The sequence below is a fragment of the Advenella incenata genome, assembly GCF_004217095.1.
In the GTDB taxonomy this organism is placed as follows: domain Bacteria; phylum Pseudomonadota; class Gammaproteobacteria; order Burkholderiales; family Burkholderiaceae_B; genus Advenella; species Advenella incenata.
Genome location: NZ_SHKO01000003.1, coordinates 1 through 15021 on the forward strand (window position 1 = coordinate 1; position 15021 = coordinate 15021).

The following is a 15021-nucleotide window of genomic DNA, read 5'->3' on the forward strand; positions in this document are numbered from 1 at the left end:
CCTACTGGGATGAATTACTCCACCAAGAACCTGATGGAGATTCAATCCTCTACGATCTGTCGCTGATATTCAAGATGGGTTTACCGGACGCTTACCACCTGAGCTGTGCACCTAGCCTCGATCTCTCAATATATTTCATTCCCTGACGCGCCGCCTTGGCTAAAATTACACTAGCAATGGCGTTCGTGATTGCAACTTCTGAACGATGCCTTCCAGGGCATTCGTTCAGCGGTGCACTCTACGTAGTTCTCCGCTTTGCTTAATGATTTGCTTTGGCTTTATTTTGTGTGAGGGTTTTGTGTGACGTGGTTTGCTTAACAATCAGTCCTATCCACCGAAACTTACCGGCCGGCTTCACGGATCGGCATACATTGGCCCGGGCCCCAGTGGTTTCGCAGACTATTGCATTTGCCATAGCATGTGTTTGAATTCTGGCCAGCGGGCACACTGGGTGCGACCCATGTCAATGTGCTTTTTCATAGAGGTAGCGGCCTGGCAACCCATTGGTTGTCGACCTATGTGCTTGCGGCCGTTTGTGGCTTTATTCGGATTTTTATTTGTTTGCAGAAATGGCGGTAGGCATCTTTGGCGGATGACTCGTGGTGCCGCGGACAATCAGCTCGATATCCAGGCACACGGACACTGGCTGTACATCCTTTTCTATCCATTCCAGTATCGAATGCGCACATTCGATACCCAGTTCATAAGTAGGCAATTGCACCGTGGTCAAGCCTGGAGGCAGGTGCGACACAATGGGTAGATTATCGCAGCCTACAATAGAAAGGTCTCGGGGCAATTGAACCCCGTGTTTCTGCGCTTCGAACATGCATCCCATTGCGAGTACATCATTGCCGCAAAAAATGGCCGTGGGAGGCACGGGCAATTGCATCAGGCGTGCCCAGCCAGTGCGGCCACCGGCAAACCCAAAGGGCTGTTCGATCAGATTGCGTTTGTCAAATGCAATGTCGTTGCGGCGCAAGGTGTCGATGAATCCTTCAGCACGTTGTCGCGCCCGGTCATTGTGGCGTGTGTAGCCCGAAATCATGCCAAATTGCCTGTGCCCCAGCGCAATGAGATGTTCGGCGGCCAATTGACCAATAAGGCGATTATCGAAAGCCACCGAAGGATAGCTTTCGTGAGCGGCCCAAGCGACCAGCAATGGGGTCCGACTGCGCCGCACCAGATCCCATGTTGTTTCGGCGTGATGTGTGCCAACCAGCACCAGCGCATCTATTCGCGTTTCCAGTAAGGCACGGACCTGCTGTGCTTCGGTTTCAAGATTATATTCATGAGCTGCGATGAGTAGCTGGTAGCCGTGCGCTGCCAGCGTCGTTTGCAGGCCTTGGACCGCCAGCGCAAATATCGAATTATCCAAAGTGGGAACGACCATACCAACTGTGTGACCATGGCCTGAGGCCAGTGCGCGGGCCGACCCATCCATAAAGTAGTTCAATTCATCAATGGCGCGCTGGACCCGTTCGCGGGTAGCGGGCTTGACTGAGTCTGGATTCGATAGGGTACGGGATACAGTGGCAACTGACACTCCTGCCAAGGATGCAACGTCAGCGATGCGCGCCCGGTGTTTCATGGCTGGCCTTTGTCTTCGTTCATAAACAGAATGTATTATAAGCCGCTGCCGGGTAGAAATTTATTGTTTATACATTGACGCACTTGCAATCCTTCACTACAATAAAATGTAAGCGCATACATTATATAGATCAATAGCGCGAAAACTTATTCGAGACAATAGATAATATTCAACAAATACAATGCATTATATTAATTAAAGTATTCTCTTTAATGAAAGCGAATACATTTTAGGATGAAAAATGGCGATTGAATACTTAAAGAAGGCAGACAAGACACCAGAGACCGAGACAGGCGCTGCAAGGGCGGTGGTTGACCAAATGCTGGCCGATATACGCGCCCGTGGGGAAGTAGCGGTGCGCGAGTATGCGAGCAAGCTGGATAAATGGACTGGAGAGATTGTGATGAGTGATGCACAAATCAACCAGGCCACTCGGGATATTCCCACAGCCATCAAAAAGGATATTGAGTTTGCCGTACGTCAGGTTTATGACTTTGCAGTAAGACAACGCGACTCTATTGAAGAGTTTTTCGTTCAACTTGAGGGCGGCGTCACCGCCGGTCAGCGGGTGTTGCCTGTGAATGTTGTAGGCTGTTACGCACCTGCCGGCCGCTATGCGCATATTGCATCTGCCTATATGGGTGTGGCCACCGCTAAAGCGGCGGGTGTAAAAAATATTATTGCCTGCTCCAGCCCGTTCCGTGGCGGTGCCATGCATCCATACGTGTTGTATGCGTTTCGGACTGCCGGAGCAGACACCATCATGACGCTCGGTGGCGTGCAGGCGATCGCCAGCATGGCTTTCGGCCTCTTTACGGGAACCCCGGCAGATGTAGTAGTGGGACCGGGCAATAAATTTGTTGCTGAGGCCAAGCGCAGCCTTTTTGGACAGGTTGGTATCGATGTATTCGCCGGCCCTTCAGAGGTCGCAGTGATTGCCGATGAAACGGCTGATCCGGAAATTGTCGCCAGTGATCTGGTGGGCCAAGCAGAGCACGGTCATGAATCACCGGCCTGGTTGTTTACGACATCACGCCCGTTAGCGGAAAAAGTGGCGCAGCGTATACCGCAACTTATCGAACAGCTTCCTGGTCTTGCCCGCGACGCGGCTACCGCTGCGTGGCGTGATTATGGTGAAATTATTCTCTGTGATACGCGTGAGGAAGTGGCAGAGGTTTCCGATAGATATGCATCGGAACATCTTGAAGTCCAGGCCGATGATCTGGATTGGTGGCTCGAGCGCCTGACGTGCTACGGTTCGCTGTTCCTGGGTGAAGAATCCACCGTGGCCTTTGGCGACAAATGCAGCGGGCCCAATCATGTGTTGCCGACCAAGGGTGCGGCACGATACTCGGGCGGGCTGTCTGTTCATAAGTTCATGAAAACACTTACGTGGCAGCGCATGTCCAAAGATGCCGTCAGGCAGATCGGTCAGGTGACAGCGCGTATATCCCGGCTGGAGGGAATGGAAGCCCATGCTCGTACCGCTGACGATCGTCTGGCAAAATACTTCCCCGGTGAAACATTCGATTGCGGCCAGGCCGTGACCGTATAGGCGACGGACAGGAGGCAATGATGAAAAATCGAGCACTGTTCGATCTTTCCGGCAGGACAGCGCTGGTGACCGGAGGCAACTCCGGCATTGGTGCTGCCATTGCCAGAGGGCTGGGACTGGCAGGCGCACAGGTGGTATTGGTGGCCCGTCGCGAACAGCCGTTGCGCGACCAGGTGGCGCTACTGGCTGAAGATGGCATAAAAGCGCGCTATTGCATCTGTGATCTGGCTGATCACTCGGCGCTGCAGGCTTGCGCCAGTGAGGCAGTTGGCAGCGCCGGGGCGATCGATATTCTGGTCAATGCAGCGGGGGTCAATCTGCGCCAGCCGTTTGAGCAGGTGGATCACGAATCCTGGCGCCTGCAGATGGAGCTTCATCTGGCGGCGCCATTTTTCTTAACCCAGGCGCTGGCACCGGCGATGAAAAAAAATGGCTGGGGACGCATCATCAACATTGCGTCGTTGCAGTCCTACCGCGCGTTTGCCCATAGCGCCCCGTATGGTGCGGCAAAAGGCGGCGTGGGGCAACTGACGCGTGCCATCGCCCAGGAGTGGTCGCCACATGGCATTACCTGCAATGCGATCGGGCCGGGTTTTTTTCCAACGGCGCTGACCGCGCCGGTATTTGGCGATACAAGCCTGAGCCAGCATCATGCTGCGCAAACGTGTATTGGTCGCAATGGTCAGTTGGAAGATTTACATGGTGTTGCCGTGTTTCTGGCCAGCCAGGCATCAAGCTATATCACCGGGCAGGTAATCATGGTCGACGGAGGTTACACCGCGAAGTAGGCAGTATTCTTGCGGCAGAATTTTGCCGTTCCTCAATATATATAAAAACAGAATAAAAGCGCTATGGAGCAGAGACAGCATGAACAATTCAGAACATGGACAGGCCCGCACTAATCTACACCGGGCGACGATATCAAGCCTGTTTGGGTCGATTATCGAGTGGTACGATTTTTTCCTGTACGGTGTGGTAGCCGGACTGGTGTTTGACAAGCTTTATTTTCCCGGGGAAAACGAGTTTATATCCACCATGCTGGCGTACGGAACGTTCGCGCTTGGATTCGTTGCCAGGCCCCTGGGCGGCATCATATTCGGGCATTTCGGCGATACGGTTGGTCGCAAGAAGATGCTGATGCTCACGCTACTGTTAATGGGCGGTGCCACAGTCGCGATTGGCTTTATTCCAACCTATGCCCAGATCGGTATCTGGGCGCCGATTCTATTGCTGTTCTTTCGCATCGTGCAGGGAATTGGCCTGGGCGGTGAATGGGGCGGGGCGGTATTGATGACCTACGAATCAGCCCCGCAAGCGCGACGTGGATTTTTCAGCAGCATTCCCCAGACCGGCATGTCGCTGGGGTTGGTGCTCGCCTCTGGTGTGGTGGGGTTGTTGTCATGGCAACTGAGCAACGAAGCTTTTCTATCCTGGGGCTGGCGCGTTGCTTTTCTGTTAAGCGGCCTGATGGCGCTGGTCGGTGGTTATATACGCAATCATGTGTCCGAGACGCCTGAATTTGAAGCAATGAAACAAAAGGCCACTGCAGCAAAAAGCACTGAAAAACCTGTGCTGCCACTGGTTGATACCTTGCGCCGATACCCTCGCATGATTCTGGCATGCATGGGCGCGCGCATGATCGACGGCGTATTCTTTAATGTGTTTGGTGTCTATTCACTTAACTATCTGACGCGTGAACTGGATTTGCCGCGTACACATGCACTGCTGGGCGTGATGATGAGTGCAGTATTGATGACGTGCTTTATTCCGTTCTGGGGAGCGGTTGCCGATCGCGTCGGTAAGGCTCGCGTATACGGACTGGGCGCACTGTTTGCATCGCTGTCAGCGTTTCCTGCGTTCTATGTGATGCAGACATTCTCCGACAACATCTATCTGGTCTGGCTTGCCATTATTATTCCGTTTGGCATATTTCATGCTGCGGTGTTTGGCACCATGTCGTCATTTTTCTCATCATGCTTTGATGCGAAGGTGCGCTATACCGCGATTTCATTTGTGTATCAGCTGGCAGGCGTTGTGGCGGGTGGTCTTACGCCCATTATTGCTACCGTGCTGACCGATATCAATGGCGGCGATCCGTGGTTGTTGTGCCTGTATGTTCTGGCGGCCGGTCTGCTTAGTGTCGCATGCACTCGGTGGATTGCCCGGCATGTGCCGGATCAGGTCACATATGCACGCCGTGAACCGGCAGGCGCCGCGCAAACGTCAATATCTTGATTCGGTACCGGATCCGGCAGGCGCCGGATCTGCACACAAGGAGTTTTATCAAATGAAAGCACTGGTTTATACCGCGCCCAACCAAATGGCGCTACAAGAGCGTCCCCTGCCCGAATTGCACGCGGGAGAAGTGGTCCTGCGTATCGAAGCCGCAGGCATTTGCGGATCTGATATGCACGCCTATCATGGACACGATCCCAGACGCAAGCCGGGCCTGGTTCTAGGGCATGAGCTGGCTGCCATCGTGGCAGAAAGCGCAACAGATGCAATCAAAGTTGGCCAGAGGGTGACGGTCAATCCGCTGATCACCTGCGGGGTTTGCCAATATTGCTTGCAGGGCAGAGACAATTTATGCAGTAATCGTGGCATGGTAGGAATGTCGCGGGCCGGTGCGTTTGCGCAATTTATGTCGGTGCCTGGCAAATCGGTGGTCCCCGTTCCTGCCGATATGAAGCCTGTGGTGGCGGCCTTGACTGAACCGGCTGCCACGGTGCTGCATGCATTGAACTTGGCAATGGAAAAGATGCATCGTCCTTTGCCGGAGGGCCGCGTGCTGGTGATAGGAGGCGGGGCAATCGGACTGCTGACGGCAATTTTACTGCGCGCATATGGCTGCAAACAGGTGGACCTGGCAGAAACCAATGCATTGCGACGGACATCGGCCGAGCAACATGCCGGGTGCGTGGCCATCGACCCGATGGCGACAACGCCTGAGCAGGATTGCTACGATCTGGTTGTGGATGCGGTTGGGGCAAAACCCACACGCAATACGGCGCTCAACAGTGTGCGACCAGGCGGCACGATATTGCATATCGGCTTGCAGGACTGGAGCAGCGAAATTGATATGCGCAAGCTGACCCTTGCAGAAATCACCTTGCTGGGAACCTATACCTATACGATGGCAGACATGTACGCCACCGTCAATGCCTTGCACAATGGAACCTTTGGGGACCTTTCCTGGGTAGAGACGCGTTCCCTTGATGAGGGTGTGACTGCATTTACCGAACTGGATCGGGGGAACATTGCTTCGGGCAAAGTAGTATTGCTGCCGCAATGATTTGCAGGCGATCTGCTAGTGGTACGTGATGCACCTGCAGCCGCGACGTTACGTATCCGAAATAACGCCGACGGTACTGCGGTACGATGCACCATAGACAGTGATTGACGGTGTGCTCAATGCCGGCGGCGATTACGGCATTAAATAGCGCAGCGTGATGCATTGGACGGTTGTCATTGCACGCTCAATTGATCGGGTTGATTGCCTCTAGAACTCCATTTCTGCCGACAGTAGTACGGTGCGCGGCGCGGCGGCCGTTGCGACGGTAAGCCGTGAGCTGCTCGATAGCCAGTATTTCTTGTTAAAGACGTTTTCGACGCTGGCACGCAATGTGAGCGGGCGGCCCTGGAAGGTCGTGCGATAACGTGCACTCAGGTCATAGCGTGTCCACGATGGCAGTGTGAGGGTGTTTTCGGCATTATAGGGTGTTGCTGCGGTGTGAATGGCGCGTCCGCCCACGCTCAAGCCGGGTACCCACGGCAAGTCCCAATCAGCTGCCAGGTTGAACGTGCGCTTGGGCACACCATTGGCCTGGTTGCCCTGATTGACGCCACCTGCAGTGCGACGCAGTTTGGCATTATAAAAAGTGGCACTGGCCATAACGCGCAGACCATCGGTCACTTCACCGACAGCCGACAATTCCACTCCGCGATTACGCTGCTCGCCATCGTAACTGTAGATATTGGTGTCCGGGTCGGTAATCGCGTTTGGACGATCTACCTGGAAAACCGAGACCGTGGTCATGACGCGACCCCAGTCGACTTTGACGCCGGCTTCGTACTGCTTGGACTTATAAGGTGCAAACACTTCGCCGGCATTGGCTGCATCGATGGGAGCCGTGCTACCCGTGCTCAGGCCTGATGTAAAGTTACCGTATATCGACACGTTGTCCAGCGGGCGTATAACAATACCGAAAAGCGGTGATACCGCGCTTTCATTGTACGAGGAGGTGACTGCGCCAGCGAGGTTGAAATTTTCCGACTTCACCTGTTGCCTGCGCAGGCCGCCGGTAACCAGGATGCGGTCGTTGGCAAACGACAGGGTGTCGGTCAGGGAAATGCTGGAGAGCTGGGTTTCCGAATTCTTGCTCGGCGACTGGCGATCGCCGGTCATTGGAATCAGCGGCACCGGATCGTAGATATTGGAGTCGATCTTTTGACTCAATGGCGCTGACAAGTAGAAGCTTCCCGCTTCTGTTTTGAGAATAGAGCCGGACAGGGTGACCAGGTGGTTCACACCAAATGTACTGAATTTTGCGCGCGCGCCGATCTCGGCCGTTTTGTTGCGTGCGTAGGCGTCATACCACGAATTGATAACCCGCAAATTACCCAAATCGTCCACTGCATCGGTCGCACGCGCAGAAGGGAAATCCTGTTCGCTGGCGCCGGAGTGGTAGCCTGCCGCCGCATAGACCATGAGTCGGTCGGAGATATCGTATTCCAATCGTGAGGCGATGGTCGAGTCGCGAATCGTCAGGTCAGCACCTGAATAGATGGCACGATGGCCCGAAGGGGCTGATGGCACGTTTGCTGTATCAGGATGGAACCCGGTCTGCGCACGAAAGTTGTCAACGTTCTCACGTTGTGCATACGTGTCCAGGGACCACCGCAGTTTGGCCGAGCGGTAGTCCAGTGACAGCGCGCCAAGGGCAAATTTCTGGCGACCGTCGTCCAGACTTGTTTTGCCATTGCGGTATACGCCGTTAAAGCGGATGCCCCATTGCTTGTCATCGCCAAAGCGGCGTCCCATATCCAGGTGCGCGCCAAAAATTGATTTGCTTTCGTACGTTGTGGTGAGGCGGGTCAACGGTTCATCTTCGGCGCGCTTGGTAACGATATTGATGTTTCCGCCAATGCTGCCAGTGGGGCTGATGCCGTACATCAGTGTGCCCGGCCCTTTGAGAACTTCAACCCGTTCCATCATGGCTGTGGGCATGCGGTTGGATGAGGCCAGGCCATATAGTCCGTTAAAGCCGACATCGCCGCTTTCAACGTTGAAGCCACGGATCTGGAAATCTTCGCTGAAACTGCCCGTTGACGTCATCACGCGTACAGATGCTTCGTTGACGACTACGTCAGCCAAGGTACGGGCTTGCTGGTCATTCAGAAATTGCGATGTGTAATTGGTGGTGCTAAAGGGCGTATCCATGACATCAGACGAACCCAGCACGCCCAGACCGCCACCGCGCGCGACCTGGCCGCCGGCGTAGGCAGTGGGAAGCGCATCGTCGGCGCCGCTTGCCATGATAGGGGTCAATTGCACAACGCTGCTTTGAGCGTAAGCGGCCAACGGCAATCCCAGTACAGAAAGACTAAGGGTATTGATCACAAGCCGGTTCATGAGCGAGGGCGAGTTCGGCGACGTGGTTTCGCAGGCGGGAGCGAGTCTCGCAGGCTGAATGGTTCTCATGAACGGGCCTTCAATTAATTTGGAAAGGGCAAATTATATAACAATAATGATAATGATTATCAGTAATCCTATCGTTTTTGTTGTCTGTGCATTTGTGAATGTGAATGTCGGCGGACGTCATTCGTCCTCTGAGGCTGGCCAGCTCAAATATTGAAATGATGTCAGCGTGCTCGCCGGTGAAGTCGGTTTCGGCAACTGCCCCGGCTATTGCGGGAAGCAGGGGGCAAACGTGTGGTACTCGCACCAGGTGCTGAACGGTGGGATAATGGTCTTTTTGAAAGTGAATTGTGATGACTGATCAAGCTGTTCTGAAAGTGGTGCTTCATGCGCCAACCGCAGATGCTTTGCAGCGTGCCCGCAGCAATGCAGGCAATCTGCTGCGTGAGGAACCGGGCGCGCGCGTTAAAATTGTACTCAATGCCCAGGCGGTGATTGCTGCCCTGGATGAGCCACAGGAGCAGCTTGATGCCATTACCTGGTTATGTCCCAACACCCTGAAGCGGGCAGATCGGCAGAACAGAGACCCGCTGCAGGTACTCCCGCACGGCGCTATGGTTGAGCTAGCTCGGCTGCAGCAGGACGGATGGGTATACATTCGGGCGTAATCCCATTGCACCTGGGCCCCTCACGCGCATGACGCGTTGTTTTGTATATGGCCCGGCACGCAGGGCAGAGGCGCCGGCAACGCTCGGACTTGTGGTTGACTGCAGCAGGTGATGCAGATGCAGACTGCGATCGTTTTTTCCGCGGGGCGCCGTGGTCTGTTTGCCGTTCGATAAAAATCTTATAAAACAGGCCGTTTAATGTGCTGATGTGTCATAGGAATGGCAAAGCAGGACGAAAAAAAACGAACCCACGGGATTCGTTTTTTTAACCGGCAATGAACAGCTGATTATTTCAGGTGTGTGCTGACCAGTTTTGTCATTTCGAACATGCTGACCTGATCTTTACCGAAAATGGGCCGCAGTTTTGCGTCGGCATTAATGTTGCGACGGTTTGCTGGATCCTGCAGATCGTGTTTTTTGATGTATTCCCAGATTTTCTTGGTCACTTCTGTACGAGGTAACGGATCACTGCCGATTACTTGAGCCAGCTCAGCGCTGGGAGTCAGCGGTTTCATGAAAGCTGCGTTTGGCTTACGGGCTGGTTTTTCTGAAGTTGTTGCCATATTTGTAAATCTCCATAAAGGCGTGTGTATATTCGTACATGGGAGAGAATAACGTGTAATTTGCCTCTTGCATAGTTTTTTTTTATGCGAAATTGGCGAAAATTACAGATATTGTTTTTTGAAAGCAAAATAAAAGATATTGAATGAAATAGAATGTCTTTTACGCGATTTTTGTGATTTTTTAGAAAATGGCCGATTTGTTAAGAATTATTAGCATTGTCGTGCATAAGCCGCTTTGTGCGGGGCGCTGCGGCGTTTTGTTCAGCCCCCGGTCAGTGTAAACCATTGCTGCCAGCGGCAGCCGGCTGGATCTGCGGTGCTCGTATCTGGTGGTGCAAGCGCCGCACTTGCTCAAAGTTTGCTCAAAATGCTGCAGCCCGATTAGGCGACTGTCTTTGCTTCTATATGCGACGGATGCGTCAGCACGAAATTTCCCTTCGGTTTTCTGTATAGTATTGGTCATCAAAAGGACATCCATCATTATGCTGATTACAGATACTGCCATCACCCTTATTCAGCCAGACGACTGGCATTTGCATATGCGGGACCAGGAGGCGTTGCGAGCCGTGGTCGCGCATTCTGCGCGCCAGTTCCGACGTGCCATTATCATGCCTAATCTGCGACCACCCGTAACGACGGTGGAGCAGGCGGGGGCTTATCGTGATCGTATTGTCTCGGCCCTGCAAGAGGCCGGGCGCGATCCGGCTACCTTTACTCCCCTGATGACGTTATATCTGACCGAGGGCACGACGGCGCAGGACATTGCGCAGGCTGCCGCCTCTGATTTCGTACACGCGGTCAAACTGTATCCGGCCGGCGCCACCACCAATTCAGATGCCGGCGTGACCAATTTGCTGGATCAGTGCGACAAGGCGCTGGCAGCCATGGAAAAACACGGCGTACCATTGCTGGTGCACGGAGAGGTCACCGATCAGACGGTCGATCTGTTCGATCGTGAGGCGGTATTTATCGACCGGGTAATGATCCCGCTGCGTCAGCGCTATCCATCGCTGAAAGTGGTATTCGAGCACATTACGACCAAAGAGGGCGTCGATTATGTGACGCAGGCAGAGGGCCCGGTCGCGGCCACGATTACGGCGCATCATTTGCTGTACAACCGCAATGCCATTTTCACCGGTGGGATCCGGCCGCACTATTATTGTTTGCCGGTATTGAAGCGTGAAACACACCGCCTGGCTCTGGTGGCTGCGGCCACGGGCGACAGCGATCGTTTTTTCCTGGGAACCGATAGCGCACCGCATGCCCGGGGGCTCAAGGAGCATGCCTGTGGGTGTGCCGGTTGTTATACGGCATTGCATGCGCTGGAGTTGTACGCCACGGCATTTGAACAGGCCGGGCGTCTGGATCAACTGGAGGCCTTTGCCAGTCTGAATGGGCCTGCCTTTTACGGGTTGCCTGTCAATGCGGGCACGGTAACGCTGGAACGCAAGGCGTTTGAGATTCCCTTTACGCTTGCCTATGGCGCCACTGAATTGGTGCCGCTGGCGGCAGGTGAGACGCTGGGCTGGTCATTTTCCGATTGACCAGACAGGTTGATGGTCTGGGTCGTCAGTATGGAGGCCAGAGGTCTTCGTATGAATGGGGCAGGCCTGGATATAGGCGGATCCAGGCATGTGCCGGCCCTGATGAGTGCGGCGCTGCAGTCGTTATCTGGCCGCAGTGACTCGACGGGCGCTGGCAAAGACGGCCTTGGCGGTTGAGTCAACCGATCTCGATGCCCTGTGCGCATTTCCCCGTGGCTTGCTCCCGCCGGCCTAACCTGTCCTGCCCGGCAATCGCTGCTGGCTACTTTTGTTATTAGAGTCTTAATGCTATGAAAATTCAGATTACTCCCGAGCGTTACGTTGCGGTCGATGATTATTTCAATAGTCTGCTGCTGGCTGACGATGCCATTCCTGCCAAGGTGCTCGCCCATTGCGAGGCGCATGCCATACCCGCGATTCAGGTCGCGCCCAATCAGGGCAAGCTGCTGAACCTGCTGGTGCGTATCAAGGGGGCAAAGCGTATTCTGGAGCTGGGCACGCTGGGCGCCTACAGTACCGTTTGGATGGCGCTGGGCATGGGGCCTGATGGCCGGCTGCTGACGCTGGATTTTGACGAAAACTATGTGAGAGTGGCGCGAGAGAGTCTGCGCATTGCCGCGGTGGATGACCGCGTGGAGATCCGCCTGGGACGGGCCGCCGATCTGATGCGGGCGCTCATTGATGAAGGCGCGGCGCCGTTCGATTTCATCTTTATGGATGCAGACAAGGAAAACAATCCTCGCTATCTGGAATTGGCGCTAAAGCTATCGGCGCCAGGCACGGTTATCGTGGCCGATAACGTGGTGCGTCAGGGGCAGATTCTGGACGCCCATTCGGACGGCAGCAATATCAAGGGTTTGCGTCGTTTCTTTGATGACATGGCCGGCAATGAACGCCTGTCGGCCACGGCCTTTCAGACCGTGGGCAGCAAAGGCTGGGATGGCCTGTCAATTGCCATCGTCAACGGCTGATCAGCCGCCTTTTTTGCTTTCGAGCAATTCCCAGCGCTCCAGCTTGGCCAGCAGCGTTTCTTCAATTTCCAGCAAACGCTCGTGAATGCCGGCGGCTTTTTCCGGGCCATCGGCATACAGGTCGGGCTCTGACAGATGTTGGGTCAGCTCGCTTTGTTCCGTTTCCAATGCAACGATTTCCTTGGGAATGCGGTCCAGTTCCTGTTGTTCCCAGTTGCTCAGACGGCCGGATTTGCCATCCTTGCGTGCGCTCGCCTGCGTCTGGCCCGATGCGTTCTTTGCTGACATCGATGTGCCTGCGTTATCCTCTGGCTCTTGTATGGATGCAGGCCGCTGGGCAAGCCAGTCGTCGTAACCACCTACATAATCGCGCCATTGGCCGTTGCCTTCGCAGGCAATGGTTTGGGTAATCACGTTGTTCAGGAATGTGCGGTCGTGGCTGACCAGCAATACGGTGCCGGAAAACTCCTGCAGCAGTTCCTCCAGCAATTCCAGCGTTTCAATGTCCAGGTCGTTGGTGGGTTCATCCATGACGAGGATATTGGCTGGGCGGGCGAAAAGGCGCGCCAGCAGCAGCCGGGCGCGTTCGCCGCCCGACAGGCTGGATACCGGCGAGCGGGCACGGGCCGGTGAGAAAAGAAAGTCGCCCAGATAGCTCATGACGTGCTTGCGCTGGTTGCCAATTTCCACCCATTCGCTGCCTGGATTGATGACGTCGGTGAGGGCGGCGCTGTCGTCCAGCTGTTCGCGCATCTGGTCGAAATAGGCCACCGACAGATTGGTGCCCAGTCTGACGTTGCCGCTGTCTGGCGCAAGTTTGCCCAGAATGATTTTGAGCAGCGTGGTTTTGCCAGCGCCGTTGGGGCCAATAATGCCGATCCGGTCGCCACGCATGATGGTCGTGGAGTAATCGCGTAAGACGGTTTTGTCGCCGAAAGCCTTGTTGACGTTTTCCAATTCGGCAACCAGCTTGCCCGAACGCTCGCCTGTGGCCAGGGCAAAGTTCACATTGCCTACACGCTCCCGTCTTTCAGTGCGCTCGCGCCGCAACTGCTCCAGCCGCTTTACCCGGCCTTCGTTGCGGGTCCGCCGGGCCTGTACGCCCTTGCGTATCCAGACTTCTTCCTGTGCCAGGACTTTGTCGAATCGTTCGTTCTGTACTTTTTCAGCGGCCAGCCATTCGGCCTTGTGGGTTTGCCACTGGCTGAATGTGCCGGGGTAGCTGTGCAGTTTTCCGCGGTCCAGTTCTACAATGCGTGTAGTGACGGCATCCAGAAAGCGCCTATCGTGGGTGATGACTACGCAGGCCCCACGGTTTTGCAGGATGCGTTTTTCAAGCCAGGCGATACCCAGGAAGTCCAGGTGATTGGTCGGCTCGTCCAGCAACAGGAGATCGGGCTCTTCGACAAAGGCGCGCGCCAGGGCAATACGCTTGCGCGTGCCACCAGACAGGCCGGCGATTTTAGCGTCTGGGTTCAGACCCAGGTCTTCGATCATGGCGTTTGCCCGTGTAGGACGCTGCCAGTCTTCTGTGCTCAGAAAATCACCAACAATGGCATCGTATACCGTACTTTCTTCGGGAAGCTCGGGTTCCTGTTCGACAGTCATCGAGCGCAGTGACCCCAGTCGAGATACCTCCCCGTCGTCCGGGTCGGAGCGGCCGTCCAGGATGCGCAGTAACGACGATTTGCCGGCGCCGTTGCGGCCGATCAAGCCTATGCGATCGCCCTCGATAATGGTGAGCGAGGCATGATCGAGCAGGGCGTGATGGCCGAAGGCCAATTGTGCGTTCAGAAGCGTGATGAGCGTATTTGCTGCCATAGGGAAACTGCGAACCTGAAAGAGAAAGCCTGAGAGAGCTGAAATTGAACAATACCAACATTGTCGCATTATTCGTGGGCCCACTTGTGGATATCGCTGGCTAGTGAGGCATTATCACGGTTACAATAGTGGCCGCAGGGAAGGTTGGGCAATCGCGGTACTTCAGTATCGAGGAATGTCCGGACTCCGCAGGGCAGGATAGCGGCTAACAGCCGTCCGGTGGTTTGCGCCATCGAGGAATAGGGCCACAGAGACGAGACTGGCGCGCGGGCTTAACCGCACTGATACGGCGACTTCCGTACGACGTCATCCGAGAAGGGTGACAGCGCGTCAGGGTGAAACGCGGTAACCTCTATCCGGAGCAACATCAAATAGGCATGCGTGTGATTCGTCACGAAGGGCGGCTCGTCCAAGCATGCGGGTAGATGGCTTGAGTGCCTTAGTAATAAGGTTGCCAGAGGAATGATTGCCAACCGGGAAACCGGTTTACAGAATCCGGCTTACAGACCTTTCCTGTCTTCTTTTTCTCACATGTCGCTAATGTTAATAAATGCTAATAATTATTCCGAAATTAGCGACTGTTTCTGACATTTTCCTGTAATTAATTTTAACTCCCTGATTTTTATAAACAAAAATTTCGCGTTTTCGGCGAAGTTGGCTAAGTCTTTGTTGT

General features: G+C 54.7%; 11 protein-coding genes and 1 other RNA gene. 8 read left to right on the top strand and 4 right to left on the bottom strand.

Annotated elements, in window-relative coordinates:
• Positions 1–553: 553 nt before the first annotated feature.
• Positions 554–1588 (bottom strand): LacI family DNA-binding transcriptional regulator, encoded by a 1035-nt coding sequence (locus EV681_RS16240; protein WP_128395081.1) that lies wholly within the window; start codon positions 1586–1588, stop codon positions 554–556.
• A gap of 241 nt (positions 1589–1829) precedes the next feature.
• Between EV681_RS16240 and hpsN the strand changes: the two genes are divergently transcribed.
• The 4 genes from hpsN (at position 1830) to EV681_RS16260 (ending at position 6435) form a co-directional block, all read left to right on the top strand.
• Positions 1830–3143 (top strand): sulfopropanediol 3-dehydrogenase, encoded by a 1314-nt coding sequence (gene hpsN, locus EV681_RS16245; protein WP_130304653.1) that lies wholly within the window; start codon positions 1830–1832, stop codon positions 3141–3143.
• 20 nt (positions 3144–3163) lie between these two features.
• Positions 3164–3931 (top strand): SDR family NAD(P)-dependent oxidoreductase, encoded by a 768-nt coding sequence (locus tag EV681_RS16250; RefSeq protein ID WP_130304654.1) that lies wholly within the window; start codon positions 3164–3166, stop codon positions 3929–3931.
• A gap of 79 nt (positions 3932–4010) precedes the next feature.
• On the top strand, positions 4011–5378 hold the full coding sequence (locus tag EV681_RS16255) for an MFS transporter (protein WP_128395079.1): 1368 nt from the start codon (positions 4011–4013) through the stop codon (positions 5376–5378).
• Between the two features lie 52 nt (positions 5379–5430).
• Positions 5431–6435: a galactitol-1-phosphate 5-dehydrogenase gene (locus tag EV681_RS16260; protein ID WP_130304655.1), complete on the top strand. Its 1005-nt coding sequence runs from the start codon at positions 5431–5433 to the stop codon at positions 6433–6435.
• Between the two features lie 207 nt (positions 6436–6642).
• On the opposite strand, the gene EV681_RS16265 is transcribed toward EV681_RS16260, so the two are convergent.
• Positions 6643–8844: a TonB-dependent receptor gene (locus tag EV681_RS16265; RefSeq protein WP_242612295.1), complete on the bottom strand. Its 2202-nt coding sequence runs from the start codon at positions 8842–8844 to the stop codon at positions 6643–6645.
• 290 nt (positions 8845–9134) lie between these two features.
• Here EV681_RS16265 and EV681_RS16270 point away from each other — a divergent pair, with 290 nt between their 5' ends.
• Positions 9135–9449 carry a DsrE family protein gene (locus tag EV681_RS16270; protein WP_128395077.1) on the top strand — a complete coding sequence of 105 codons (315 nt, stop codon included), beginning with the start codon at positions 9135–9137 and terminating at the stop codon, positions 9447–9449.
• 287 nt (positions 9450–9736) lie between these two features.
• Here the strand turns inward: EV681_RS16270 and EV681_RS16275 are convergent, their stop codons facing one another.
• On the bottom strand, positions 9737–10012 hold the full coding sequence (locus EV681_RS16275) for an SWIB/MDM2 domain-containing protein (RefSeq protein WP_128395076.1): 276 nt from the start codon (positions 10010–10012) through the stop codon (positions 9737–9739).
• Between the two features lie 482 nt (positions 10013–10494).
• Here EV681_RS16275 and pyrC point away from each other — a divergent pair, with 482 nt between their 5' ends.
• Both pyrC and EV681_RS16285 read left to right on the top strand, forming a co-directional pair.
• Positions 10495–11556, top strand: a complete 1062-nt coding sequence (pyrC, locus tag EV681_RS16280) for a dihydroorotase (RefSeq protein ID WP_130304656.1) — start codon at positions 10495–10497, stop codon at positions 11554–11556.
• A gap of 290 nt (positions 11557–11846) precedes the next feature.
• Positions 11847–12527 (top strand): O-methyltransferase, encoded by a 681-nt coding sequence (locus EV681_RS16285; protein WP_130304657.1) that lies wholly within the window; start codon positions 11847–11849, stop codon positions 12525–12527.
• Here EV681_RS16285 and EV681_RS16290 read toward each other — a convergent pair whose 3' ends face one another.
• Complete coding sequence (locus tag EV681_RS16290; protein ID WP_130304658.1) at positions 12528–14348, bottom strand: ATP-binding cassette domain-containing protein; 1821 nt, start codon at positions 14346–14348, stop codon at positions 12528–12530.
• Positions 14349–14484: 136 nt separating this feature from the next.
• Between EV681_RS16290 and rnpB the strand changes: the two genes are divergently transcribed.
• An RNA gene (rnpB, locus tag EV681_RS16295) (RNase P RNA component class A) lies at positions 14485–14867 on the top strand.
• The last annotated feature ends 154 nt before the right edge of the window (positions 14868–15021 follow it).

Excerpts from the sequence above, each read along its gene's own strand:
- pyrC (WP_130304656.1), top strand. The coding sequence starts at position 10,495 with ATGCTGATTACAGATACTGCCATCACCCTTATTCAGCCAGACGACTGG.
- EV681_RS16240 (WP_128395081.1), bottom strand. The coding sequence starts at position 1,588 with ATGAAACACCGGGCGCGCATCGCTGACGTTGCATCCTTGGCAGGAGTG.
- EV681_RS16255 (WP_128395079.1), top strand. The coding sequence starts at position 4,011 with ATGAACAATTCAGAACATGGACAGGCCCGCACTAATCTACACCGGGCG.
- EV681_RS16270 (WP_128395077.1), top strand. The coding sequence starts at position 9,135 with ATGACTGATCAAGCTGTTCTGAAAGTGGTGCTTCATGCGCCAACCGCA.
- EV681_RS16290 (WP_130304658.1), bottom strand. The coding sequence starts at position 14,348 with ATGGCAGCAAATACGCTCATCACGCTTCTGAACGCACAATTGGCCTTC.
- hpsN (WP_130304653.1), top strand. The coding sequence starts at position 1,830 with ATGGCGATTGAATACTTAAAGAAGGCAGACAAGACACCAGAGACCGAG.
- EV681_RS16265 (WP_242612295.1), bottom strand. The coding sequence starts at position 8,844 with ATGAGAACCATTCAGCCTGCGAGACTCGCTCCCGCCTGCGAAACCACG.
- EV681_RS16260 (WP_130304655.1), top strand. The coding sequence starts at position 5,431 with ATGAAAGCACTGGTTTATACCGCGCCCAACCAAATGGCGCTACAAGAG.
- EV681_RS16275 (WP_128395076.1), bottom strand. The coding sequence starts at position 10,012 with ATGGCAACAACTTCAGAAAAACCAGCCCGTAAGCCAAACGCAGCTTTC.
- EV681_RS16250 (WP_130304654.1), top strand. The coding sequence starts at position 3,164 with ATGAAAAATCGAGCACTGTTCGATCTTTCCGGCAGGACAGCGCTGGTG.
- EV681_RS16285 (WP_130304657.1), top strand. The coding sequence starts at position 11,847 with ATGAAAATTCAGATTACTCCCGAGCGTTACGTTGCGGTCGATGATTAT.